At 62.8% G+C, this 23,920-nt stretch carries 20 protein-coding genes; 5 read left to right on the top strand and 15 right to left on the bottom strand.

Features of this window, described 5'->3' with window-relative positions:
- Positions 1 to 185: 185 nt before the first annotated feature.
- The 9 genes from NKJ90_RS03240 to cpaB all read right to left on the bottom strand — a co-directional run bounded on the left by NKJ90_RS03240 (position 186) and on the right by cpaB (position 8,982).
- Positions 186 to 656, bottom strand: a complete 471-nt coding sequence (locus NKJ90_RS03240; protein WP_023757536.1) for a hypothetical protein — start codon at positions 654 to 656, stop codon at positions 186 to 188.
- Between the two features lie 144 nt (positions 657 to 800).
- Positions 801 to 1,628, bottom strand: a complete 828-nt coding sequence (locus tag NKJ90_RS03235; RefSeq protein ID WP_023757537.1) for a PA3715 family protein — start codon at positions 1,626 to 1,628, stop codon at positions 801 to 803.
- Between the two features lie 78 nt (positions 1,629 to 1,706).
- Positions 1,707 to 2,669: a type II secretion system F family protein gene (locus NKJ90_RS03230; protein WP_023757538.1), complete on the bottom strand. Its 963-nt coding sequence runs from the start codon at positions 2,667 to 2,669 to the stop codon at positions 1,707 to 1,709.
- Position 2,670: 1 nt separating this feature from the next.
- Complete coding sequence (locus NKJ90_RS03225; RefSeq protein ID WP_023757539.1) at positions 2,671 to 3,636, bottom strand: type II secretion system F family protein; 966 nt, start codon at positions 3,634 to 3,636, stop codon at positions 2,671 to 2,673.
- Between the two features lie 4 nt (positions 3,637 to 3,640).
- Entirely contained in the window at positions 3,641 to 5,062 is a 1,422-nt protein-coding gene (locus NKJ90_RS03220) for a TadA family conjugal transfer-associated ATPase (protein WP_023757540.1), read from the bottom strand.
- Complete coding sequence (locus tag NKJ90_RS03215) at positions 5,059 to 6,273, bottom strand: CpaE/TadZ family protein (RefSeq protein ID WP_023757541.1); 1,215 nt, start codon at positions 6,271 to 6,273, stop codon at positions 5,059 to 5,061. Before NKJ90_RS03215 ends, NKJ90_RS03220 begins: the two co-directional genes overlap by 4 nt.
- Positions 6,274 to 6,303: 30 nt before the next feature.
- Entirely contained in the window at positions 6,304 to 6,576 is a 273-nt protein-coding gene (locus NKJ90_RS03210; protein WP_352485650.1) for a hypothetical protein, read from the bottom strand.
- A gap of 4 nt (positions 6,577 to 6,580) precedes the next feature.
- Entirely contained in the window at positions 6,581 to 7,972 is a 1,392-nt protein-coding gene (locus tag NKJ90_RS03205; protein ID WP_245266455.1) for a type II and III secretion system protein family protein, read from the bottom strand.
- Between the two features lie 86 nt (positions 7,973 to 8,058).
- Positions 8,059 to 8,982 carry a Flp pilus assembly protein CpaB gene (gene cpaB / locus NKJ90_RS03200; RefSeq protein WP_245266429.1) on the bottom strand — a complete coding sequence of 308 codons (924 nt, stop codon included), beginning with the start codon at positions 8,980 to 8,982 and terminating at the stop codon, positions 8,059 to 8,061.
- Between the two features lie 237 nt (positions 8,983 to 9,219).
- On the opposite strand from cpaB, the gene parE reads away from it, so the two are divergent.
- Positions 9,220 to 11,274 carry a DNA topoisomerase IV subunit B gene (gene parE, locus NKJ90_RS03195; protein WP_023757545.1) on the top strand — a complete coding sequence of 685 codons (2,055 nt, stop codon included), beginning with the start codon at positions 9,220 to 9,222 and terminating at the stop codon, positions 11,272 to 11,274.
- A 45-nt stretch (positions 11,275 to 11,319) separates the two neighbouring features.
- Complete coding sequence (locus NKJ90_RS03190; RefSeq protein WP_023757546.1) at positions 11,320 to 13,386, top strand: FUSC family protein; 2,067 nt, start codon at positions 11,320 to 11,322, stop codon at positions 13,384 to 13,386.
- 140 nt (positions 13,387 to 13,526) lie between these two features.
- Here the strand turns inward: NKJ90_RS03190 and NKJ90_RS03185 are convergent, their stop codons facing one another.
- On the bottom strand, positions 13,527 to 14,648 hold the full coding sequence (locus NKJ90_RS03185) for a DUF2336 domain-containing protein (protein WP_023757547.1): 1,122 nt from the start codon (positions 14,646 to 14,648) through the stop codon (positions 13,527 to 13,529).
- Positions 14,649 to 14,799: 151 nt separating this feature from the next.
- On the opposite strand from NKJ90_RS03185, the gene NKJ90_RS03180 reads away from it, so the two are divergent.
- Positions 14,800 to 15,252: a MaoC family dehydratase gene (locus tag NKJ90_RS03180; protein ID WP_023757548.1), complete on the top strand. Its 453-nt coding sequence runs from the start codon at positions 14,800 to 14,802 to the stop codon at positions 15,250 to 15,252.
- A gap of 3 nt (positions 15,253 to 15,255) precedes the next feature.
- Positions 15,256 to 16,137 (top strand): HpcH/HpaI aldolase/citrate lyase family protein, encoded by an 882-nt coding sequence (locus tag NKJ90_RS03175; protein WP_023757549.1) that lies wholly within the window; start codon positions 15,256 to 15,258, stop codon positions 16,135 to 16,137.
- A 103-nt stretch (positions 16,138 to 16,240) separates the two neighbouring features.
- On the opposite strand, the gene NKJ90_RS03170 is transcribed toward NKJ90_RS03175, so the two are convergent.
- The 3 genes from NKJ90_RS03170 to NKJ90_RS03160 all read right to left on the bottom strand — a co-directional run bounded on the left by NKJ90_RS03170 (position 16,241) and on the right by NKJ90_RS03160 (position 19,493).
- Positions 16,241 to 18,142 carry a CASTOR/POLLUX-related putative ion channel gene (locus NKJ90_RS03170; protein ID WP_352485647.1) on the bottom strand — a complete coding sequence of 634 codons (1,902 nt, stop codon included), beginning with the start codon at positions 18,140 to 18,142 and terminating at the stop codon, positions 16,241 to 16,243.
- Between the two features lie 157 nt (positions 18,143 to 18,299).
- Entirely contained in the window at positions 18,300 to 18,908 is a 609-nt protein-coding gene (locus NKJ90_RS03165) for a flavin reductase family protein (RefSeq protein ID WP_023757551.1), read from the bottom strand.
- Complete coding sequence (locus tag NKJ90_RS03160; RefSeq protein WP_023757552.1) at positions 18,909 to 19,493, bottom strand: nitroreductase family protein; 585 nt, start codon at positions 19,491 to 19,493, stop codon at positions 18,909 to 18,911.
- Between the two features lie 159 nt (positions 19,494 to 19,652).
- Here NKJ90_RS03160 and NKJ90_RS03155 point away from each other — a divergent pair, with 159 nt between their 5' ends.
- Entirely contained in the window at positions 19,653 to 20,615 is a 963-nt protein-coding gene (locus NKJ90_RS03155; protein ID WP_023757553.1) for an RgsD C-terminal domain-containing protein, read from the top strand.
- Positions 20,616 to 20,628: 13 nt separating this feature from the next.
- Here NKJ90_RS03155 and NKJ90_RS03150 read toward each other — a convergent pair whose 3' ends face one another.
- Positions 20,629 to 21,567 carry a lysophospholipid acyltransferase family protein gene (locus tag NKJ90_RS03150; protein ID WP_023757554.1) on the bottom strand — a complete coding sequence of 313 codons (939 nt, stop codon included), beginning with the start codon at positions 21,565 to 21,567 and terminating at the stop codon, positions 20,629 to 20,631.
- Between the two features lie 85 nt (positions 21,568 to 21,652).
- Positions 21,653 to 23,629, bottom strand: a complete 1,977-nt coding sequence (gene thrS, locus NKJ90_RS03145; RefSeq protein ID WP_023757555.1) for a threonine--tRNA ligase — start codon at positions 23,627 to 23,629, stop codon at positions 21,653 to 21,655.
- Positions 23,630 to 23,920 lie beyond the last annotated feature (291 nt).

Here is a 23,920-nt window from a genome sequence, read left to right as displayed (position 1 = left end):
TGGTTTTCAGCCGATCTTTCGACGCAACCTGCCGATAGGGTTTACAAAGCGTCGATGCCTTATGTCCCGAAACCGGACCCCTACAGCAATTCCAGGAAAAGTGTGAAACGGTTTTCCCGGGAAAAGCGTGTAGCGCTTTCCCTCGGGAATTGCGTCAAGACAAAGAGTAGGAAGCAACGACCAGATCAACCCTTGTTCAGCAAGGCCAGATTGGCGTTGACGACCGTGGTATCCGTCATGCCCGCCTTCGCTTCGAGCAGCAACGCCTTGGCCATCTTGCGATTGCCGCGCAGCAGTTGCGAATAGCCCATGTTGTTGACGATCTGTGGCTTGCGGCCTGCGACTTTCAAAAGCTGGCCGTAGGCGCGATCGGCGAAGTCGAAGCGGCCGAGTTCATCATAGGAAGCGGCGAGCCCCATCCAGGCCTCCGCATCGTCCGCCTTCAACTCGACGGCCTTGCGAAAGTGCTTTTCGGCGAGGCCGTAATTGGCGTCACGAAACTGCGCCTTGCCTTGCGCCAGATCGGAGGTGTCGATGTCCTTTGCCGCCGGTTGGATAGCGGTGGTCTTGGTGGTATCGACGCCACCCGTCGTACAGCCAGACATCATCAAGACGGCCGCCATGGCGGCCATTGCCGTGAAGTTATTGCGACGCATGCCCCTGCCTCATCGCCCGATTTGCCGGGTCGTTCTCCAGGAAACAAACTACATTAGCGGCAATTAAACTTCGGTGCCAAAATGCCGCTAAAATTTGGTTTCGAGCACACGAGCCATTAACCACCCAGGCATAAGTGGAAGGCTTCACGGCTCCAAGGCTTTGAGCCCCTCGGGAAACTGGTAGCGACTGCCGTCATAGCGCAGCCGGTAGGTGCGCTTCACGGACTTGCCGGGATGAGACTGGCACTCACCATTCTCATCGGCGGACCAATTGTCCATATCCACCCGCTCGACCACGGTGATGTCGTGATAGCCATGGTGGCTTGCCGGGCTCATCGCCAGGCTGACCTGGCTCGACTGAAAGGATCCCGCGCAACTGCCGTCGCCTTCGCCGCCAAAGCCGGCCACGTCGATGCCGTCGAGCACCAGGCGCAGGGCATCGCCGGCGAGGGCATAGAGCCGCAGGTCGGTTTCCCTGAAGGGATTGGGCTGCGAACGGTTTGCCATTTCGATGCGCAGGCCGAAGGCGCCGACATCGGGCGCCAGCCTGTAGCGGCCGGTATCGAATTCGATCTTGCGGATGTCGATGGCATCATCGGTGATCAGCCCTGGCTGGAGCAAGCGCTGGCGCACCTCCAGGCTGTTCCTGTCGACGACCAGAAGCTCGATATCGCCGACATGCCCGTCGTCGCGCGATTGGGCGCTGTCGGTAAGCGGCACCGCGACCAAGAGCAGGTCGTCATGGGCGGGCCAGATCTTGCAGACCAGGCCAAATGGCGCGTCGCTATCCGTCAGGGCGATGCTGATATGGGGTTCGAGCGTGAACGAGGCGCCGTCGGCGCTCTTTTGAGCCTTGGGATAGGCCTGCTGCACCAGTGCGGCGGCATCGCCGCAATCGTCGGCGAAGGCCAAGGCGGGCGACAAGCCGGCGGCGACAAGACCGAGAAAGAGGGTGCGCAGCAGAATTCGCATGGGCTTCTCACGTTGCGGCGTCGAGTTCGGTAGAGTAACCGGTGGTCAGCCCCTCGCTAGGGCTCCCGTGAGCACTCGCTAGTGCGCCGTCATTTTGACGATGACTGGAATGGCTGCAATCATCAACACCACCGGCAGGATGCACACCACCACCGGAACCGACATCTTGGCCGGCAACGCATGTGCCTTTTCCTCGGCCAGCGACATGCGCTTGTGGCGCATGTCGTCGGAAAAGACGCGCAGCGCCCCAGACAGGCTGGTGCCGAGTTCCTTGGACTGTTGCAGCAGCGTCGCGAAGGAACGCACCTCGTCCAGGCTGAGGCGATCGGCGAGTGCCTTCAGCGCATCGTCAAGGCTGCGCCCGGCCCGCAGTTCCAGCGACACCAGCTGCAGGTTTTGGCTAAGCGCGGGGTAGGTCTTGGCGAGTTCCTTCGAGACGCGCTCGATGCCGGCCTCCATGCTCATGCCGGCATCCGAGCAGACGATCATCAGGTCCATGAAATCGGGAAAGCCGTTGCGGTACTCACGCCTGCGTTCCCGCACTTTCTGGCTCAGCACCAGGCCGGGCAGGAAATAGCCGGCCGCTCCTGACAGGATGACGAATGTCCAGCGGCTGGCCATCGTCGCGTCGGGGCTCGCCATCCACCGGTTGAGCACGAACACGCCGATTGCCGTGCCGACCATCGCGGTGAACCGGATCAGGAAGAACATGCCGACAGCGCGCGGCTCCATATATCCCGCCTGGATAAGCTTCATGCGCAGCCGGGCGACATTTTCCGGATCGCTCCTGGCGTAGAATTCCTGCGCCCTCTTAACCGCCTTCTCGCGCACGACGCCGGTATTCTTCTTCTGCACCGGCTCGGGTTTCGCGGCGACGGGACCGTCATCGACCTTGAGCCGGCGCTTGACCTCGTTGCGATCGCCCTTCGCCGCCATCATCGGCCAGGCGAACGCGGCAGCACCCGCGGCCAGCAGCAGGACGGCCACCGGCATCAACGAGGTCGGCGCAAGCGAGGCGAGGAATTCGACAAAGCCCTGCATGTCAGAACTTGAAATTCGACATCTTGAACATCATCAGATTGCCGAGCATCAGCCAGGTGATCGAGCCCCCCATCAGGTACCATGTCTTTGGCACGTCCCAGACGTCGCGGTAGAAGCCCGGCATCAGCGCCATGATGGCGGTAAACAGCAATACCGGGACCGCCGTCAGGATGTAGGCCGACATCCGGCCCTCTGTCGCGATGGCGCGCACCTTGCGGCGCAGCTTGCCGCGCTCCCGGATCGTCGTCGCCAAGCCATCGAGGATCTCGCGCAGATTGCCGCCCGAACTGGTCTGGATCGAGACGGCGGTGACGAACAGCGGCAGATCCTCCTGACCGACCCGGTCGAAGAGCGAGTTCAGCGCCGACACCAGATCGGAGCCATAAGTCACTTCGTCGGCGATGACGCCGAATTCGGAGCCGATCGGGTCCGGCATCTCGCGCGCCACCATGGCGATCGCCACCGGCACCGGGTGGCCGGCCTTCAGACCACGCGTGATCAGCTCCAGTGCCTCCGGCAGCTGTACGCCGAACCGCTTCAGCCGCCGCTTGCGCTTGAAACGCAGCGTCAGCACCGGCAGAATCGGCACAAGCATCACAAACAGCACAAGCCCCATCAGCGGCGGCAAGCCGTACCAGATGGCGACCAAGGCCATGGCCATCGCCACGCCGCAGGTAATCATCAGGAATTTCGGCACCGGCATGATCATGCCCGACTGGATTCGCAACGCGCGGAACCGGTCCGGCGAAAACAGCGGCGTGCCCGCTTCAAGGCCGCGCTCCTTGCGCAGCTGGACGAGCACCTGCTCCTGGCTGATCTTGTTTTCCTGCAGTTTCATGCGCCGGTTGATGGCTGTGCGCTTATCGCTGCGGACGGCATAAAGCAGGTAGCAGGCCTCGGCGATCAGGATGCCGGTCAGGGCTGCCGCGGCATAGACGACATAAATCGCGCTGAATCCGTCGAACACTTGGCTACTCCTGCGGCCGGCCGGGTTCGAAATATCGTCCGGGGAACTCGATGCCCATCGCCCGCAAATCCTCGAGGAATCGCGGCCGGATGCCGGTCGCCTCGTAGTGGCCGAGAATCCTGCCGTCGGCCTCCATGCCGGTGCGCACGAAGCGGAATATCTCCTGCATCTGGATGACGTCGCCTTCCATGCCGGTCACCTCGGCAACGCTGGTCACCTTGCGCTTGCCGTCGGACAGGCGCGTCAGCTGGACGATCAGGTCGAGCGCGCTGGCGATCTGGCTGCGGATCGACTGCACCGTCATCGGCATGCCGGTCATGCCAAGCATCTGCTCAAGCCGCGAAATGGCGTCGCGCGGCGTGTTGGCATGGATGGTCGCCATCGAGCCTTCGTGGCCGGTGTTCATCGCTTGCAGCATGTCGAAGGCCTCCTCGCCGCGGCACTCGCCGAGGATGACGCGGTCCGGACGCATGCGCAGCGCGTTCTTGACCAGGTCGCGCTGCTTCAGCTCGCCATGGCCTTCGATGTTGGCAGGGCGTGTCTCCATGCGCGCGACATGCGGTTGCTGCAGCTGGAGTTCGGCCGCGTCCTCGATGGTGATCAGGCGCTCATCTTCCGGTATGAAGGCCGACAGCGCATTGAGCATGGTCGTCTTGCCGGTGCCGGTGCCGCCCGAAATGATCGTCGTCTTGCGGGCATGCACGGCCGCCGCCAACACTTCGGCCATGTTCTGTGTGATGGCGCCGAATTCGACCAGTTTGTGCAGGCCGAGCTTGTTCTTGGAGAATTTTCGGATCGAGACCAGCGGCCCGTCGACCGCAACCGGACGAATGGCCGCATTGAAACGCGAGCCGTCCAGCATGCGTGCATCGACCATCGGCTGCGATTCGTCGACGCGACGCCCGACCGCGGCGACGATCTTGTTGACGATGCGCAAGAGATGCGCCTCATCCTTGAACGGAATGTGGACCGGCTGCAGCTTGCCCTTCTTTTCGACAAAGCAGTTCAGGTGACCGTTGATCAGGATGTCGTTGATGTCGGGGTCCTTGAGCAGTGGCTCGAGCGGACCGAGGCCGACCATCTCGTCGACGATGTCGTCAACCAGCGCGTCAAGCTCGACGGTATTGATCGCCATCCGCTCCTGTTTGATCTTTTCCGACACGAAATCATGCACTTGCCGGCGCATCTCACCCTTGGGCAAACGCTCCAGCGCGACAAGATTGATCTCCTCGAGCAGCAGCCTGTGGATACGCACGCGCGCATCGAGCACCTTGTTGGCATTCTTTGCGGGCGCTGCTTCAGGCTTGGCCGGCAATGCCTTTCGGCTCGTCGGAATGACGACGGCATGATGGGCGACCGTCATCGGCTCGGGCGCGCGCTGCGGACGTGAATCGCGGTTCTGCAGGGTGGAAAAGCGGCTGGTCATCCGGCCTTCCTCTTCAGCAATCCACGGCCCATGCCAAACAGCGAGCGCGATTTTGCCCGGGTTGGGATTGCCTCCTCCGGCAGGATGATCTTCTTCAAATCGTTGATGACATTGGCGTTCGGATCGATCTCGTGCAACGGCACGCCGCGATCGACCGCCTCGCGCACCAGCCGGTAGTTGTTGGCGATGCCACCGACGAAATGCTCGCCCAGAATTTCCTGGACGTCCGCTTGCTTGATGCCGTTGTCGAACATCTTCTGTTCGAAACGGTTGACGATGACGTTTGGCTTCACTTCCTTCCCGGCGGTCTCGTAGACCGCCTGGATCAGCCGCTGTGTGTGGCGCAGGCACGGCACCGTCATTTCCGCGACGATGTAGAGCTTGTTGGAACCGAGCAGCACGGTCTCGGTCCATGGAAACCAGGTGCGCGGCATATCGATGACGACATTGTCGAAATAGGCGGAGACGAGATCGAGCATGCGCACCACGACATCGGTCTTGAACGAGCGCATTTCCGATGGATGCGTGGGGGCAGCCAGCACGCAGAGTCCGCTCGCATGCTTGGACAGCATCACATCCAGCAGTTGCCGGTCGAGGCGTTCGGGCTGGTTCTCGATCTCGGTGATGTCGAATCGCGGTTCGAGGTCGAGATATTCGGCACAGGCGCCCTGCTGAAAATTGAGGTCCACCACGCAGGTCGACGCGCCCCGCGTGACCGAGTGATGCAGCTGGAAGGCGGTTTGCAGCGCCAGCGTCGTGGTGCCGACGCCGCCGGCGGCCGGCATGAAGGTGTAGATCTGCGATTCGGTGTTTTCCTCGCGCCCGGGGCCTTGCAGCGCCCGCACCACGGAGCGCACGAGATCGGCGGTCGTGATCGGCTTGACCAGAAAATCCGCGACCTTGAGCTGCACCAGAATGCGCACCGCGGCCGCGTTGAACTCCTGGGTGACGACGACGACCGGCACCTTGTCTTCCAGCCGGCGCATGATGCGCTGCAGCGACTCGACCTCCTCCAGCTTTGCCGCGTCCATGTCGACGATGATGGCACCGAAGTCGGCTTCCTGGATTTCGCCGCGCAGCTCGGTGACGTGCTTCTCCACTGTCGAGAGATGGATGACCTCGGAGGCCGCGAACGCGGTTCGGGTGTCCTGCACAAAGGTCCTGTCGGTCGATACGAGCAGGATCTTCCTGGTCTTGATGCCGTTTGCCATTCTGTCAGCCTGTCAGGTCGTCGCGTTGGGTCAGTTGGTTGTGCCGCTCTGCGACGCCTTCGCATCGGCCGCCTGATCGGGTGTAGCGGGGGGGTCGACGTTGCCTCTCTGGGCGGGCACCTTAAGCTTGGTGTTCTGGACCCCATATTTCCAGGGATCGACCATCTGCATGACAGTGTTGGCGGCCTGCGCCTCGCCGGCTCCCGTCGTCGGCCCCTCGCTGCGCACATAGTCGTCGCTGGTGCAGCCAGCGGCAAGGCCGGCCAGCAGCAAGGCGATACTCGATCTCAGGGCCAGACGCATGGCTTCAGTCCTTCGGCAGGTCGAGGAAATGCCCCGCGGAAGCGGACGCAGCAGGTTGGGTGACACGGCCGTCGGCCAGCGCCACGGTGCGACCGGTATCGGAGCCCTTCACTTCTTCGGTGTTGTTGAGGAAATAATCGGCGTTGCTGGCCGGCTGCGTGCCGTCGGTCGGTTCCACGAGCTTCTTCGACGGATCGACCGGCTTGACCAGATAGGGAGTGACGATGATGACCAGGTCGGTCTCGCGCCGCTGATAGGATTTCGACGAGAACAGCGCCCCAAGCACCGGCATCTTGCCGAGGCCCGGAATGCGCGACGTGGTGATGTCGTTCTGCGACTGCAGCAATCCGGCGATCATGAAGCTCTGGCCGTTCTTCAGGTCGACCGACGTCCTGGCGCGGCGCACGATGAAACCAGGCACTGCAATGTTGCCTATGTTGTAGGACGCGGACGCGTCGATCGAGGAGACTTCCGGCGCGATGTCCAGGCTGACCAGCCCGTCCTTCAGCACGGTCGGTGTGAAATCCAGGCTGACGCCGTATTTCTTGTAGCTGACCGAGATTTTGCCGTTGTCCTCGGAGACCGGGATCGGGAATTCGCCGCCGGCGAGGAAGCTCGCCGTCTGGCCGGAACGGGCGATCAAATTCGGCTCGGCCAACCGCCGCGCCAAGCCGCGTTCTTCCAGCGCCTTGATGGCGATATCGATCGACACGCCGTTCGACAACAGCCGTCCGATGATCTCGCCGGTGCCGGCGGTCGGCACGGTACCCGGATCGATCGTCACATCACGGCCACCAAGGCCATAGGCAAAATTGGCTGCGTATTTGGCGCCCAGATCCTGGCCCGCCTGGCGGTTGATCTCGACGAAGCGGACATTGAGCTGGACCTGCTGCGACGACGAGATATTGACCGAGTTGATCACCTCTTCGGCGCCGGAAAAGCGCGTCGCGATCTTGTTTGCCTTGTCGGCGGCGACTGCGTCATCCGCCTCGCCCGACAGCACGACACGACCATTGGCCGAGCCGACCTTGATCCTGGCATCCGGCACGCTGGCGCGGATGGTGCTGGCCAGTTGGTCGGTGTCGAGCGTCACCTCGATGTCGACGGTGCCGACAAGCTGCTTCTTTTCGTCGAACAGGGCGATGCCCGTGGTGCCGAGATTGTTGCCCAGCACATAGAAGGATTTATCGGTCAGCGGATTGACGTTGGCGATGTCCGGATCGCCGATGACGATCTGGTAGAAGGCGGCACTGGTCATGATCGTCTTCGGCTTGCCCTTGGCAACCTTGATGGACGCATTCTTGGTCGACGACACATAGACGATGTCGTTGTCCGCCCTTGCCGAGGTGCCGAAGGCCAGCATCGCGGCGGCAGCCAACGAAGCCGCGACAGCCATGGTGCGCAAAACGCGCAACCGCCCCGCGACCCGAAATGTAATCAACGCCAACATCGTCCCGTTCCTCGCCCAGTCCCCACTGGCTTCTATTTTTGGTCCCGCGAAGGAACCTGGTATTCCTCGGCCTTTGTGCCGCGCGTCACGATGACGGTCTTGAACTTCGGTTTCTCCGGCTCTTTCACCACGGCATCGAACAGCGAACCGGCAGCAGCCTGCACGTTCGAGGCGACCGATCCGCCGAACGAAGAGATGGTGGTGACGCCGCCCTTGCCGTCGCCACCTTCGCTGGCCGAGCGCAGCGACAGCGACAGCGTGCCGACAGTGCGGGCCAGCGCCACTTTCTGCGCGCCGTCAGTCGTCACCTCGATGGTCACCGAATTGGAAATCTGCGGTGTCGTCTGGCGCTCATCGGCACCCTGCCCGACGCTCAGCACCTTGGCATCGGCAACGACGATCTCGGAGGTGACCGTCGACCCGGCCGCTCCCTGTGCGTTCTTGGCCACTTCCTGGATTTCGCCGGCGTCGCGCGTCAGCACGACATCGACACGGTCGCCCGGCGTGACGAAGCCGCCGACACCGGCAATCTCGTCGGTGCGGATCGTCACAGCCCGCATCCCGGGCGTCATCATATTCGAAAGCGTCGCGCGGCCGTTTGGCCCCGACAGCTTGGTCAGCAGCAACGGTTCGTTGACCTCGATCGGCGACAGCACCACGCGGCTGCCCTCGCCGAGCAAACCATCTATGGTGGCGAAGGCGCCCTGCGGCAGGGAATCCTGCGGCCATGGGATTTCGCTGAGCTTGGTGCGGTCGAGTTCCATGCCATAGCGCAACGGGGCATTCGCCACCACGATGGTCTTGAATGCGACCTTAGGGGCGACGGGTGCTGCGATCGACGCCGTCTTTTCGGAATCGGCCTTGGCTTGACTCTTGACCCAGAAATCCGCGGCAAAGATCGAGATCGCGCCGAAAACGGCGGCGATGCCGATCATCGATATGGCCTTGCCCCTCACGCCGAAACCCCTGATGCCCGCAGTTTCTTGTTTTGTTGGGCTCACGCTAGGCGGCATTGTTAAAGAATCAGGAATCTTGCGCGGACGCATTTGACCTATTTCCGCCGGCTTGGTTATCGAATGGTTTTGGGGTAAGAGGGGCCGAATCCCCGAACGGAACAGGAACCTCGGTCGCTTGGCGCTGAAAAGCGTGGCAGTATCGCGAGGTGATTCGCAGCACCGGACCCTATGGCAGGCATGGACGACAGCAACGATCTTTTCGGCAATATGGACAAGCAGCCGCCGCCGGTTCGCACACCAGCGCGCCCGGCGGATCCGCTGGTGCAAGCAACGAAGCGTCCTGCCGCGATAAAGGACGGCAGCGAGGGCTATAGCGCCGCCGACATCGAGGTGCTGGAAGGGCTGGAGCCGGTGCGCCGCCGGCCAGGCATGTATATCGGCGGCACCGACGACAAGGCGATGCACCATCTGTTCGCCGAGGTCATCGACAATTCGATGGACGAAGCGGTTGCCGGCCATGCCACCTTCATCGATGTCGAACTCTCGGCCGATGGTTATCTCGCCGTCACCGACAATGGCCGAGGCATTCCGGTCGATCCGCATCCGAAGTTCAAGAAGCCTGCGCTCGAAGTGATCATGACGACGCTGCATTCGGGCGGCAAGTTCGACTCGAAGGTCTACGAAACATCCGGCGGCCTGCATGGCGTCGGCGTTTCCGTGGTCAACGCGCTGTCGGACCATCTCGAGGTCGAAGTCGCGCGAGGCCGCCAACTCTATCGCCAGCGCTTCTCGCGCGGCGTTCCGGTAACCGGCCTCGAGCAGTTGGGCGAGGTTCACAACCGGCGCGGCACAAAAATCCGCTTTCACCCTGATGAGCAGATTTTCGGCAAGGGCGCGGCATTCGAACCGGCACGGCTCTACCGCATGACGCGCTCGAAGGCCTACCTGTTCGGCGGCGTCGAGATCCGCTGGACCTGCGATCCGTCGCTGATCAAGGAAAAGGACCAGACGCCGGCCAAGGCGGAGTTCCATTTTCCCGGCGGCCTGAAGGACTATCTCAAGGCATCGCTCGGCGACGATTTCCAGGTGACGCGCGAAATCTTTGCCGGCAAGAGCGAGAAGCAAGGCGGCCATGGCTCGCTCGAATGGGCGGTGACCTGGTTCGGTGGCGACGGCTTCATCAATTCCTACTGCAACACAATCCCAACCGGTGAAGGCGGCACACATGAGGCCGGCTTCCGCAATGTGCTGACGCGGGGCCTGCGCGCTTATGCCGATCTCGTCGGCAACAAACGCGCATCCATCGTCACCTCGGAGGACGTCATGATCTCGGCGGCGGGCATGCTGTCGGTGTTCATCCGCGAGCCGGAATTCGTCGGCCAGACAAAGGACAGGCTGGCGACGATAGAGGCGATTCGGATTGTCGAGACCGCCATCCGCGATCCGTTCGATCATTGGCTGGCCGACAATCCGCAGGAAGCATCGAAGCTGCTCGAATGGGTAATCGCGCGCGCCGACGAACGGGTGCGCCGGCGCCAGGAAAAGGAAGTTTCGCGCAAGAGCGCGGTGCGCAAATTGCGGCTGCCCGGCAAGCTCGCCGACTGCACGCAGAATGCCGCGGCCGGTGCCGAACTCTTCATCGTCGAAGGTGACTCGGCGGGCGGCTCGGCCAAGCAGGCGCGCGACCGCGCCAGCCAGGCGGTGCTGCCACTGCGCGGCAAGATCCTCAACGTCGCCAGCGCCGGCAACGACAAGCTTGCCGGCAACCAGCAGATTTCGGACCTGATCCAGGCGCTCGGCTGCGGTACGCGGTCGAAATATCGCGACGAGGATTTGCGCTACGACCGGGTCATCATCATGACCGACGCCGACGTCGACGGCGCCCACATAGCTTCGCTTCTGATCACCTTCTTCTACCAGGAAATGCCGGCGCTGGTGCGTGGCGGCCACCTTTATCTGGCGGTGCCGCCGCTTTACTCGATCAGGCAAGGCGGCAAGGTCGCCTATGCCCGGGACGACGCGCACAAGGACGAGCTGCTGCGCACCGAGTTCACCGGGCGCGGCAAGGTCGAGCTAGGCCGCTTCAAGGGTCTGGGCGAGATGATGGCCGCGCAGCTCAAGGAAACCACCATGGACCCGAAAAAGCGCACGCTGCTTCGGATCGATGTGATCGACGCCGAGGCAGCGACCAAGGATGCCGTCGATGCGTTGATGGGCACCAAGCCGGAAGCGCGCTTCCGCTTCATCCAGGAACGCGCCGAATTCGCCGAAACGGAAGTGCTGGATATCTAGCCTCCCGCCGGTCCATAACAAGGCTCCAGTTTCGGAGACGTGCATGTGACCTGGAGGCGGCTGAAAGATCATTTCGAGACCAGTTTCGCCGCGCTAACGCAACCGACGCGTTCGGATTGGATTTTCGCCCTGCGCACTGTTTCGGCCGGCCTGATCGCGCTGCTGGCCGCCTATGCGTTGAAGCTCGACCACCCGCAATGGGCCATGATGACGGTGTTCATCGTCGCCCAGCCGGTTGCCGGCATGGTGCTGGCGAAGGGCTTCTACCGATTGCTCGGCACGCTGGTCGGCGGCATGGCTGCGATAAGCATCACCACGGTGTTCGGCACCGGCCCCTGGGTATTGGTGACGGTGCTTGCCCTTTGGATCGGCATCTGCACCTTCGTCTCGTCGCTGCTGCGCAATCCCGAAGCCTATGGCGCCGCCCTTGCCGGCTACACCGCGATGATCATCGGCCTGCCCGCCTTCGGACAGCCGCACCTCGTCGTCGACCTCGCGGTCGCGAGATGCGCCGAGATCGTGCTCGGCATTATCTGCGCCGGCCTGACCAGCCGGCTGATCTTGCCAAAGCTGGCCAGCAACGCCATCGTCTCGCGGCTGAAACGCTGCATTCTCGATCTTGCGACTTACGCCGGCGGCGCGTTCTCCGGCGGCGATCCTGCAACGCTGTCCGGCCTGCACCGAAAGCTGGTCGCCGACACCCAGACGCTCGGCGAGATGCGCGCCTATGCCAGGCTGGAAGCGCCGAGCTTTGCGCCGCGCTCCCATCCGGTCCGACGCACCATCGGACAGCTGCTCTCGGCCCTCTCGGCGGCACGCGCGCTGCATTCGCACGCTGCCCCTAAGAACGCCGCACTCATCCCGGTGCGATCGGAATTGCACGCCCTTGTCAGCGAACTGGCTGCGAAACCCGGCGCGCTGGACGACACCGCGCCCTGGATGACGCGACTTGACGCCATTTCAGCCAAGGCCCGGCAAATGCCCGATGCCCCGACCGATCAGGGCGACGACTGGGTCGGCACCATCACCCGCCTTACTATCGCCGCCGATTTCGCCGAGGCGTTCAAGCAGGTGCTGCGCGGCCTCGATGCCTTGCGCGCGCCCGCCACGCGCCCGGTCCGGGGCAGCAGGCAGCCCGCGCTGGTGGTGCATCGCGACTACTCCGGCGCATCGCGCAATGCCGTGCGCGCTGCCTTGGCCACCTTGCTGGTCGCCGCCTTCTGGCTGACGACGAAATGGTCGGAAGCGGCCGGCACGGTCATTCTCGTTGCCGTCGTATCCAGCCTGTTTGCGGCCCGTCCCGACCCTGTGCAGGTCGCCTGGGGGTTCTTCAAGGGAACGTTGCTCGCTTTGCCCTTTGCCTTTCTTGTCGGCCAGATCGCGTTGCCCGCCTTGCCCGGCTTCGGCTGGTTCATGCTGTTTGTCGTGCCGATCCTGGTGCCCACGGCGCTGGCGATGGCCAATCCACGCTATGTCGGCGTGGCGACGGCCTTCGCCATCAACTTCCTCGCCTTCCTCAGTCCGCATCAGGCGATGACCTACGATCCCGGCCCCTTCTTCGCCGGTTCGGCATCGATCCTGGTCGGCATTCTGCTGGCGATCGGCGTCTTCATCGTCGTGTTGCCCGCCGATCCGTGGCTCGCGGCCAACCGCATCGTGCGCGCCATGCGCGAGGATTTGGCGCGGCTTTGCCTGCATGAGCGTGTGCCGAGGCGCTCGGCCTTCGAGAGCCTCGCCTATGATCGCATCAACCAGTTGATGCCTCTGGTGCAGAATGCCGGCAGCAGGGGCGATGCTGTCTTAGGCGGCGGCGTCGCCGCCGTCACCGTCGGCTTGGAGATCCTCCGGCTGCGCGGAGCAAGCCAAAGCCATGCCATCCCATCGGAGACCGCGGTTTCGATCACCAACTTCCTGCGGGCGCTGGCGCGCGAACTGCTCTTTCGCGCCCTCGGCGATCCGCAGACGTCGACCGTCGCCGTCGCCCGCCAATATGCGGCAAACATCGCCCAGCGAAACGGCACCGGCGAATTGCTGCAGATAGCGGTATCGCTGCGCATCATCGCCGCGGCGATGGAGGATTTCCCGGATTTCTTCACGAAGGGTCAAAACTAGCGTGCCCAAGTGTGTCGAGATTCGGTCAGGCCGAGCCGAGAATGGCGGGTTCCGAGAACCGGAGCGGAGCGTACTTTTGTGAGCACCGGAAGCGCAGGGAACCGTCATTCGCAGGCCGGCATCACCTGAATATCGATACTTTAGGCGGCGGCGATCGCCAGCGCATGGCCCCGCGCGTTCTCGCGCAGCGCGTCGAGATGGATCGACTTGACCAGCGCGGCCAGATCGCCTTCCGCCGACTGTCCACCCACTTCCTTGAGCATCAGCCAGCTGACCTCCTGCACACCGGCGACGCGCTTGCCGTTGGCGACCTCGCGCCAGATCTTCAATGCGCGCAGGATGATGGCGTGTGTGGCGGCGGCGAGGCCGGCGCTGCGGAACAACGCCTGCAGGGCGACATCGTGCCCGCCGGCAAGCAGCGCCCTCACCCTTTGTTCGGACTGCTGGCTGAGCGCGACCAGCGCCGAGCCGAAGAAATCGACCTTGCCGTGCGCGATGGTGCGGATGAGGAAGCTGGCGGTGAGATCGCCGCGCAGCCTGAGATGCTCGATCAGTGCGGCATGTTCTTCCTGGCGCGTGCCCTCGATCAGCGTCACCGAAGCCTTGACGCAGGCATCGCGCATGACGCGGTCGGCGCGCGCCGCGCCCATCATTGCCATGACCAACGGCGACGTTTTCAGCATCTCGCCGAGCTTGACGAGCAGCATATGCCGACAGTCGGCAGGCAGCCGGGCGTCCGATATCAGCGCCTCACGAACCAGAGGCAGATGGCCGTGGCGTTCAGCCATGCGGCGGAAGCTGAGCGAGGCGATGTCGGCGCCGCTGTTGGCGAGCAACACGGCGCAGGCTTCGGCCTCGCCGATCTCGGCGATCGCGGCCGACAGCGCCATCGAGACGACCGGCCGGTCGGCGATCAGTCTCTGCGTCACCTTCGGACTTGAGGCTACGCGGTTGATCAGATCGGCGTCGGTAAGCAGCGGCGAACGCGCCAGTACCATGCCGGCGACTTCCGGCTGGTCGGAGGCCAGCACACTGATGATCTGCAATGGCGCGTGGTGGCTCATCGACAGTGCCTCGGCCATCGCCAGCCGCACCTTCGACGAAGCATCGTCGAGCAACAGCGTCAGCGCCGCCTCCGCGGCGCAACGGTCCTCGAACGGCAGGTCGGAATTGACGTAGGCTCGGGCCAGCGCGCTTGCCGCGGCGGCGCGCTCTGTCACCCTGGCCGTGCAAATCCATCTCAAAAAATGCGAAACAACCATGCCGCCTGCTTACGCCCCTTGCCAGAACGGTCCTGGCCCCGTGGAGACGGTAGGCAGAAATGGTTTACGAACGGTTCACCATGTTCATTAACTGGCTTGCGAGCGCTGGGTGCAGCGCATATCAACCGTCAGCTAGTGGAGGCGAGAGAAAATGGCCGGGCTTTATCTCCAGGAGTTCGTTGTCGGCCACGTCTTCCAGCACACGCTGCGCAAGACCGTCACCGAAAGCGATAACATGCTGTTTTCGGTCATGACGCTGAACCCGCAGCCGCTGCACATCGACTTCGACTTCGCCGCCAAAAGCGAGTGGGGCAAGCCGCTGGTCAACTCGCTGTTCACGCTCGGCCTGATGATCGGCATTTCGGTCAACGACATCACCGTCGGCACAACGGTCGCCAATCTCGGCATGAAGGAAACCGTGTTTCCGCATCCGGTCTTCCATGGCGACACCATCCGGGTCGAGACAACAGTCATCTCGGTACGCGAGTCCAGGTCGAAACCCGATCGCGGCATCGTCGAATTCGAGCATCGCGCCTACAACCAGCACGGCGATCTCGTCGCCAAATGCACGCGGCAAGCGATGATGCTGAAGAAGGCGACCTGAAACATGCGTTCACTGCTATTTGTCCCCGGCGATTCCCAGAAGAAGCTGGAAAAGGGTTTTGGAGCCGGTGCCGACGTGGTCATCGTCGACCTCGAGGATTCCGTGGCGCCGCACAACAAGGCGCTGGCGCGCGAAGTGGCGGCGCGCTTCATCGTCGAACGCAGGGCGCAAACCAGCTCAGTCATCTATGTCAGGGTCAACGATCTGTCGACCGGGCTGACCGATGACGACCTGGCGGCATTGGTGCCGGCAAGACCCGACGGCATCATGCTGCCCAAGTCGAACAGCGGCCAGGATGTGCAGCATCTCTCGGCAAAGCTCAGGGTGCACGAGGCCGAAAACGGCCTGGCCGATGGCGCGATCAAGATCCTGCCGATCATCACCGAAATGCCGGCAGGCGTGCTGGCGGCCGCGACCTATGCCGGAACAAGCGCGCGGCTTGCCGGTCTCACCTGGGGAGCGGAAGATCTGTCGGCGGCGATTGGTGCACGTGCGGTCCGCGACGAGCATGGCCGCTACACCGACGTTTTCCGCCACGCTCGTATCATGACCATACTCGCCGCTGCCGCGGCAGAGGTTGCGGCGATCGACACCGTCTTCCCGAATTTTCGCGACATGGCCGCCTTCAAAGCGGAATGCACTGAAGCCGAGCGCGACGGCTTCACCGGCAAGATGGCGATCCACCCCGACCAGGTGCCGGTCATCAACGCCGCCTTCACGCCGTCAGTCGAGGCGGTGAGGCAATCGACGGCAATCGTCGCGGCGTTCCAGGCGGCGGGAAATCCCGGCGTCGTCGGCATCGACGGCAAGATGTACGACCGCCCGCATCTGCGGCTGGCCGAGCGGCTTCTGGCGCGTGCCGGAGCGGCCGGCGTTTCCGCTTAGAGCCATTTTCAGGAAAAGTGTGAAACCGTTTCTGTCCGAGTTGCGTCAAAACAGGGCATTCGACCGGTTTGGCGTTTTCGTGAAACGACGGATCGCCCTGCTCTCAGTCCCGCGCCAACACGATGATCCGATCCTCCGGCAAATAGGCCAACGGCTCCGACTTCAACGGGTTGACGGTGACGCCGCCCAGCGCCCGCTGGTCGGCGTCTCCGGCGCGAATGCGCCTGTAACCCAAGGCGATTTCACCGCGCAACCGCGCCGATTCCGCGATTGTCCAGAAGGTCAGCGGCCGCTCGATGGCGACATAGTCAGCGACGGGACGCATGTAGATTTCGGAACCCTCCTCATCGAGCAGGTCATCGAAGATCGCGGCAAGGTGCTGGTTCTCGGACGCCTGCGCCAGCATCAGGCTGACCAGCCTGTTGCTGACGACGAAATCATCGGCCTTGGTGACTGCCGCAAGATCTCGGTTGCGCACGTCGATCATCTCGCTGACGATGCTGATGTGCATACCGGCGTCAACCGCGATCTTGCGCAGATGCAGCAGCGTCACCAGCGTGCGCGTATCGGCGGGCTGCGCTGGCATGGTTTCGCTATAGCCGAGGACGAGCACATGGTCGTAGGAAGGCACGTCCAGGCTTGCCAGAGCGGAGCTGCTCGATGTGTCCGTGACGCGGCAGTAAACCGACAGATTGTCACTGGCGACCGGCAGGCCGGCAACCTCCTGCTCAAGGTCGGGCGTATCGGCCGCTATGGTCAGGATCGAACCAGGCGCGACGTAGCGCGACAGTTCGTAGGTTATGATCGGACCGCGCCGGTTCCAGCCGAGGACAAGCGTGCGCTCCGGCTTCGTCTCGACGGGCCGCGGCTCGAGGATCGCCGCCGCGTCGATCTTGATGCCAGCGCTCCCCAGCTTTATCGCCGCATCGTCCTCGGCGACGATGATGGCGCGCATGTCCTTGCCGATCACCAGGTCCGACGGCGGGTTGAGATTGACGCGTCCCTCTTGGTCGCAAAGCCCGATCAGCGCACAGTGTTCATACGCCATCACCGCCTCGCCGAAGGTCTTGCCGGTGAGGTCCGGCTGCTCGGTCGTATAGATTTCGCAGCCGTCGAAATCGAGCAGCTCCGAATAGACGCCGCTGAGGCCCGACTGCCGGCTTGAATGCACGACGATGCGCGAGATCAACTGGTCGGCCAGCACGAGCTGCACCTCGGCTCCGCCGACGACGCGCGCGACCTCGGCGTTCTTGCCATCGCGGATCTCGGCGGCGATGTTGTAGGGGGCGGTGCGCCGGTTCGGGTCGTTGACCAGCGCCAGCACCGTCTTGATGACCTGCGAATCCGGATCGTCGCCGTCCGGCGACAGCACGATGACCGACCGCGAGGTCTGCGGATTGACGATGGCAAGGTCGTAGAGATCGGTCGGGTCACCGCTGCGGCAGATGATGCGCGTGTTGCCCAGCTTGCCGACCTTGGCCGCGATCTCGTCCTCCATCTCGACCTTGTCCATATTGGCCATGACCACAATGCGCGGACGTCGGCGGCTGGCATTGGCAATGACGAGCTCGGAGATGACGTCGAAGATCGACGGCGACCAGTTGAGGATGACCGTGTGATCTGTCTCCAGCACCCGCGAACGGCCCTTGCGCAATTCATCGAGCTTGCTGTCGACGCCGGCGCTCAGCACGCCGATGAGCGCCGAAACGACGAAGATGCCGGCAAGCGTGACAAACAGCATGACGAGACGAAAGGCCCAGCCAGTGTCGCCGCCCATCGTACCGGAATCGAGCGTGCGCATCAGCGATTCCCAGAACGCTTCGACAAAGTTCAGCGGCTCGCCGCCTTCGGGCGCGATGCGGGTCACCGCAAGGAAACTCGCGGCGACGACGATGATCAGCAGTGAAACGACGGCAAGCCAGCCGATCAGCGCGATCGGGCCGGCGGCCATGCTCTTGTCAAACCCGTAGCGCAGCCGGGTTGCCAGCGAGTCTCGTTCCTTCATTTAGCCGACGCCCCGCAATATCCCCAAGGTCGATGCGCCGACTCTAGCGCATCGCCGAAGCCGCTCTCTTAGCCTGTGTTCAAATAAAGGGGAATCGCTTTCGCGTGCCCACGGCCAGGGAATCCGCCGACGCGGCGGACGGCGGCCGACCCAAGGATTAGTCCTTGTCCCAGCGCGGCCGGCGCATCGAAAATACCTCGTCGACGCTGGCATACTCCATATAGCCGAGGCGAGCGACATTGCCTGCCTTGGTGATGTCGAACAGACCGTCTGTCAGGAAGGCGTCGTCGATGTATACGCCGACCACTTCGCCGGCGACAACGACAGCGCTTGTCGGCGATCCGTCCAGCGCCTTTGGCCGAAAGACCTCCGTCACCCGGCATTCGAGTGCGGCCGGCGCTGCCGCCACACGCGGTGGCGCGACCAGGCGCGACGGCGCCATCGCAAGATCGGCATAGATGAACTCATTGACGCCGCGCGGTGCATTGACCGATGTGCGGTTCATCTTGTCGGCGAGATCGCGGCTGACCAGATTGGCGACAAACTCACCGGTTTCCTGCGCGAAGGAGGCGCTGTCCTTCTCGCCCTCTGAGGAGAACCAGACGATGAAGGGCCGCGTCGAAACGGCATTGAAGAAGGAGTACGGCGCGAGATTGACCTCGCCGGCTCCGTTCAGCGTCGAAATCCAGCCGATCGGGCGCGGCGCGACGATTGCCTTCGAAGGGTCGTGCGGCAGGCCGTGGCCCTTTGAAGGTTCGTAGAACATTCAGCCCGCCCACGGCCCCGAATAGTCACCATAAAGCTTTGCGGGATCTGGCCGCGGCCGCTCCGGCGCCGGGCCCGCATAAGAGCCGATATGAATGAAACCGACGACGCGCTCCAGCGGTGCCAGCCCGAGCAGCGCCCTACCCTCCGGCACATCCGAATACCAGTTGCTGATCATGTTGGTGCCATAACCCAGCGCGTTGGCTGCAATCATCAGGTTCATCGCCGCCATACCGCCCGACAGGAACATTTCCCATTGCGGGATTTTTGGGTTCTCCCTTGGGATCGATATCACGCCTATCACCAGCGGCGCGCGCGAGAACCGCGCCAGTTCCTGGTTGCGGCGGCCTTCCGGCAATGGACCCTCCCGCTGCTCGGCAAGTGCTGCCAGTTGTCTGCCGATCTCGATACGAGCATCGCCACGATAGAGGATAAAGCGCCAAGGCTCCAATCGGCCATGATCGGGCACTCGCGAGGCGGCGGCGATCATCGTCGCGATCTCCACATCGCTCGGCGCCGGCTCCTTCAAATCAGGAATCGGCGCGGAGTTTCGGCTCAGCAGAAAGTCGATGATCGGCGACGCCATGGGCGCAAGTCTCCTGAACAGTCTGTCTTGAGCTGAAGCGCACCATCGGGAATTCGGGCGACTCGGGCATTGGCGCGGAATATACGCCGGATGGGAGAGTCGTATCGATCGGACTCTTAAGCCTTGAAATTGCCACCGCCATGGGCTTCAACGCAAGGCATGTTTGAGGGGACTATCCGTCTTTTCCTGGTCTGGCTCAGCGCCCTGCTGTTCATGGCGCCGGTTTCGTTCGCCATGGCGCAGAACGTCGATGGCGTAAGCGACCTGAAGCTTCCCGGAATCTCAAGCTATGCGACGCCGAAAGGCGAGAGGTCGCTGGCGCTGAGCGGCGGCGGCGCCATCACGCTCTCCGCGCAGTTGACCGACAAGGGTTCCGACATCACCCGCGGCATCGTCTGGCGGGTCTTCAAGCCCGAAGCCATCAACGGAAAATTGCCGATGGTCGCCTCCGCGCATGGCGGGACCGCCGTCTTCCAGCTCGAACCCGGCAGCTATCTTGTTCATGCCTCCTACGGTCGGGCCGGCGCCACCAAGCGCATCACCGTCGGCAAGGACGCCAAGCGCGAGAGCCTCGTGCTCGATGCCGGCGGCCTCAAGCTTGATGCTGTGCTGTCCGGCGGCGTGCGCATTCCGCCGAAGAAGCTGCGCTTTTCGATCTACGAGGGCACGGCAGAGGCTAATGGCGACCGCGCGCTGATCATCCCCGATGTCGAGCCCAACAGTGTCGTACGGCTCAACGCCGGCATCTACCATGTCGTCTCGACCTATGGCGCGGTCAATGCGGTCATCCGCTCCGACATCCGCGTCGAGGCCGGCAAGCTGACCGAAGCCACCGTCGAGCACCACGCCGCCGAGATCACGATGAAATTGGTGCGCGAGACCGGTGGCGAGGCGATCGCCGACACGTCATGGTCGTTGCTCAACGAATCCGGCGATCCGATCAAGGAAACTGTCGGCGCGTTCGCATCCATGGTGCTGGCCGAGGGCGACTACACCATCATCGCCAAGAACCGCGACCGCATCTATCAGAAGGATTTCACGGTCGTGGCCGGGCAGAACCAGGAGATCGAGGTTCTGGCCACCGAAGCGGCGGCGATGGATCCCGAAGAAGGTGCGGACTGACCTTCAATTGATTTCAAGCAGCCAGCTTGGTCCGCGCCGGCAGGAACGGAATCCGGCGGCGCGGCAAGGTCGGCGCCAGGTCGAACACGCCGCGATAAAGGCGGTGAAGCAATGCCTTGCGGTCACGCAATGGCTCCAGTTCGCTCCAGCTCAGCACCTCGCCGACACGCACGTCGATCGCCTTGCCGGACAGCCGCGCGAATTCGTGGATGAGCAGCGACGTCCGCAATGTCAGCGACGCCTTGCCGACGAACTTCGCCAGGCGGCCGTTGCGCTCGGCCATGTTCATCGGCCCGCTGACCAGATGGAAAAGCCTGCCATTCTGCCCGGAAAAATGCATCGGGATCACCGACGCCTTTGCCTCCTGAATGAGACGCGCCGGAAACATCTTCCACGGCAGGTCGCGCGCCCGGCCAAAACCATTTGGCGCGGTGGCGACGCCACCGGCGGGAAACACCACGATGGTGACGCCTTGCTTGAGCAGCCGCACCGCCTCGTGGCGCACGGCCATGTTGTTCTTGAGCGCGTCCTTGGTCTCGGAAAAGTCGATCGGCAGCGAGTAAGGCTCCATCTCGCGGATCTTGAGCAGATCCTTGTGGATCATCACCCGGAACGGGCGTCCGAGCTGCTCGGCCAATGACAGCACGGCAATGCCGTCACCGATGCCGAACGGATGATTGGCGACGATCACCAGCGGCGTATCCGGCAATTGTGCGGGTGGCCATTGGTCTGACGTCCGCACCCGTACATCGATCAGGTCGAGCATGCGACCGAACACGCGCTCGCCTGTCGGCACGACCTGACGGCGCCAGAAATCGTAAAGCGCGGTGTAACGGTCGCGGCCCGACAGGCCTTCGACCGAATGGATGAACCAGCGCGTCAGCGCCGGCTGGCGCGGATTGGCATAGGAAAGCTCGGGAAAGGGTCGTTCGCGCAATTTCAGCTTGAGCATATGGGCTCGTTACAAGTTCCGCGTGACAAGGATATGTGAAATGGCGGTGGATCGCTCCACCGCCATTTGGCCGGAACTATGCCGATCAGGCCGCGCGTTTGCGCTTGCGGTCGGGTGTAACAGCCTCTTCGGTCAGTTTCGCGATCGCCTGGTCAAGGCCAAGCGATTCCTGGTCGCGTGAGCCCAGCCGGCGCATGTTGACAGTCTGCTCTTCCGCCTCGCGCTTACCGCAGACGAGGATGACGGGAACCTTGGCCAGGCTGTGCTCGCGGACCTTGTAGTTGATCTTTTCGTTGCGCAGATCCGCTTCCGCCAACAGCCCTGCGGCCTTCAGCTTTGCCACCACTTCGGTCGCATAGCCGTCGGCATCCGACGTGATCGTCGCCACCACCACCTGCAGCGGCGCGAACCACAGCGGGAAATGGCCGGAATAGTTCTCGATCAGGATGCCGAGGAAGCGCTCCATCGAGCCACAGATGGCGCGGTGCACCATCACCGGCTGCTTCTTCTCCGAATCCGAGCCGATATAGAAGGCGCCGAACCGTTCCGGCAGGTTGAAATCGACCTGCGTCGTGCCGCACTGCCATTCGCGGCCGATGGCGTCCTTCAGCACATACTCGAATTTCGGCCCGTAGAAGGCGCCCTCACCCGGATTGATCGAGGTCTTGATACGATTGCCGGACCGCGTCCTGATGGTTTCCAGCACGCTGCCCATGATCGCTTCGGCGTGGTCCCACGCTTCGTCGGTGCCGACACGCTTGTCCGGCCGTGTCGACAGCTTGACGCTGATCTCGTCAAAACCAAAGTCGGCATAGGTCGACAGAATCAGGTCGTTGATGCGCAGGCACTCCGACGCCAGCTGCTCCTCGGTGCAGAAGATATGCGCATCGTCCTGCGTGAAGCCGCGCACGCGCATGAGCCCATGCAGCGCGCCAGATGGCTCATAGCGATGCACATTGCCGAATTCTGCAAGCTTTACGGGCAGATCGCGATAAGACTTCAACCCATGCTTGAAAATCTGCACATGGCCCGGACAGTTCATCGGCTTCAGCGCGAAGACCCGATCGTCATCGGTATCGTCGCCGGCGACCGTCACCTTGAACATGGCGTCGCGATACCAGCCCCAGTGGCCTGACGTCTCCCACAGGCTCTTGTCGAGTACCTGCGGCGCGTTGACTTCCTGGTAGCCCTGCTCGTCGAGGCGGCGGCGCATGTAGTTGACCAGGTTCTGGAACATCTTCCAGCCCTTGGCGTGCCAGAAGACGACGCCTGGGCCCTCTTCCTGGAAATGGAACAGGTCCATCTCGCGGCCGAGCTTCCGATGGTCGCGCTTCTCTGCCTCGTCGAGCATCATCTGATAGGCTTCGAGCTGCGCCTGGTCGGCCCAGGCCGTGCCATAGATGCGCGTCAGCATCGGATTGTTCGAGTCGCCGCGCCAATACGCACCGGCCACCTTCATCAATTTGAAGGAATTGCCGATCTGCCCGGTTGAGGCCATGTGCGGGCCGCGGCAAAGGTCGAACCAGTCGCCCTGGGCATAGATCTTGAGATCCTGATCCTCGGGAATGGCGTCGATCAGCTCCAGCTTGTACTGCTCGCCCTTGTCGGCAAACACTTTCTTCGCCTTGTCGCGCGACCAGACTTCCTTGGTGAACGGCTTGTTGCGCGCAATGATCTCGCGCATCTTCTTCTCGATCACCGGAAAATCGTCCGGCGTGAACGGCTCGTTGCGAGCAAAGTCGTAATAGAAGCCGTTCTCGATCACCGGCCCGATGGTCACCTGCGTTCCCGGCCACAATTCCTGCACGGCTTCCGCAAGCACATGCGCCGCGTCGTGGCGAATCAGTTCCAGCGCGCGCGGATCGTCGCGGGTGACGATCTCGACCTTGCCGGACTTGCCGAGCGGATCGCTGAGGTCGCGCACGGTGCCATCGATGGCGTAAGCGACGGCCTTCTTGGCCAGCGATTTCGATATCGATTCGGCGAGACCAGCACCGGTCATCGCCGCGTCGTATTCGCGGACGGAGCCATCGGGAAATGTCAGGGAAACGGAATTCAGCATCATGTATCTCCTATCCAGTCCCGCAAACGAGCGCGGGTGGTCGTGGGGTTAAGCCGGACGCGCCAATCTACATGGACAACGGCAGCGGGCGGGTTTTAGAGGCAGTGCCGCGTCAGGTAAAGGGTGGTCGTTGGCGCAGCCGTCAGGAAATGTCGCCACAGATGTTGCAGGCTGGCCGCAGAGGCTTGCGAAAATGCGCGACATGAACTGGAATCATCGACATGGAAGACGCAACACCCAGCCGAACCGCCCTTGGCGTCGCACGTATGAGGGCTCTCCATCAATTTTCAC

It is taken from the genome of Mesorhizobium sp. M0051, assembly GCF_040323235.1.
Classification (GTDB): Bacteria; Pseudomonadota; Alphaproteobacteria; order Rhizobiales; family Rhizobiaceae; genus Mesorhizobium.
The sequence above is the reverse complement of the archived record's forward strand: the minus strand, read 5'-3'. Positions and strand labels throughout refer to the sequence as shown.

Bases quoted from the DNA above. Each gene is read 5' to 3' on its own strand.
- NKJ90_RS03240 (WP_023757536.1), bottom strand. From the start codon at position 656: ATGCGTCGCAATAACTTCACGGCAATGGCCGCCATGGCGGCCGTCTTG.
- NKJ90_RS03235 (WP_023757537.1), bottom strand. From the start codon at position 1,628: ATGCGAATTCTGCTGCGCACCCTCTTTCTCGGTCTTGTCGCCGCCGGC.
- NKJ90_RS03230 (WP_023757538.1), bottom strand. From the start codon at position 2,669: ATGCAGGGCTTTGTCGAATTCCTCGCCTCGCTTGCGCCGACCTCGTTG.
- NKJ90_RS03220 (WP_023757540.1), bottom strand. From the start codon at position 5,062: ATGACCAGCCGCTTTTCCACCCTGCAGAACCGCGATTCACGTCCGCAG.
- NKJ90_RS03215 (WP_023757541.1), bottom strand. From the start codon at position 6,273: ATGGCAAACGGCATCAAGACCAGGAAGATCCTGCTCGTATCGACCGAC.
- NKJ90_RS03210 (WP_352485650.1), bottom strand. From the start codon at position 6,576: ATGCGTCTGGCCCTGAGATCGAGTATCGCCTTGCTGCTGGCCGGCCTT.
- NKJ90_RS03205 (WP_245266455.1), bottom strand. From the start codon at position 7,972: ATGGCTGTCGCGGCTTCGTTGGCTGCCGCCGCGATGCTGGCCTTCGGC.
- parE (WP_023757545.1), top strand. From the start codon at position 9,220: ATGGACGACAGCAACGATCTTTTCGGCAATATGGACAAGCAGCCGCCG.
- NKJ90_RS03185 (WP_023757547.1), bottom strand. From the start codon at position 14,648: ATGGTTGTTTCGCATTTTTTGAGATGGATTTGCACGGCCAGGGTGACA.
- NKJ90_RS03180 (WP_023757548.1), top strand. From the start codon at position 14,800: ATGGCCGGGCTTTATCTCCAGGAGTTCGTTGTCGGCCACGTCTTCCAG.
- NKJ90_RS03175 (WP_023757549.1), top strand. From the start codon at position 15,256: ATGCGTTCACTGCTATTTGTCCCCGGCGATTCCCAGAAGAAGCTGGAA.
- NKJ90_RS03170 (WP_352485647.1), bottom strand. From the start codon at position 18,142: ATGAAGGAACGAGACTCGCTGGCAACCCGGCTGCGCTACGGGTTTGAC.
- NKJ90_RS03165 (WP_023757551.1), bottom strand. From the start codon at position 18,908: ATGTTCTACGAACCTTCAAAGGGCCACGGCCTGCCGCACGACCCTTCG.
- NKJ90_RS03160 (WP_023757552.1), bottom strand. From the start codon at position 19,493: ATGGCGTCGCCGATCATCGACTTTCTGCTGAGCCGAAACTCCGCGCCG.
- NKJ90_RS03155 (WP_023757553.1), top strand. From the start codon at position 19,653: ATGTTTGAGGGGACTATCCGTCTTTTCCTGGTCTGGCTCAGCGCCCTG.
- NKJ90_RS03150 (WP_023757554.1), bottom strand. From the start codon at position 21,567: ATGCTCAAGCTGAAATTGCGCGAACGACCCTTTCCCGAGCTTTCCTAT.
- thrS (WP_023757555.1), bottom strand. From the start codon at position 23,629: ATGCTGAATTCCGTTTCCCTGACATTTCCCGATGGCTCCGTCCGCGAA.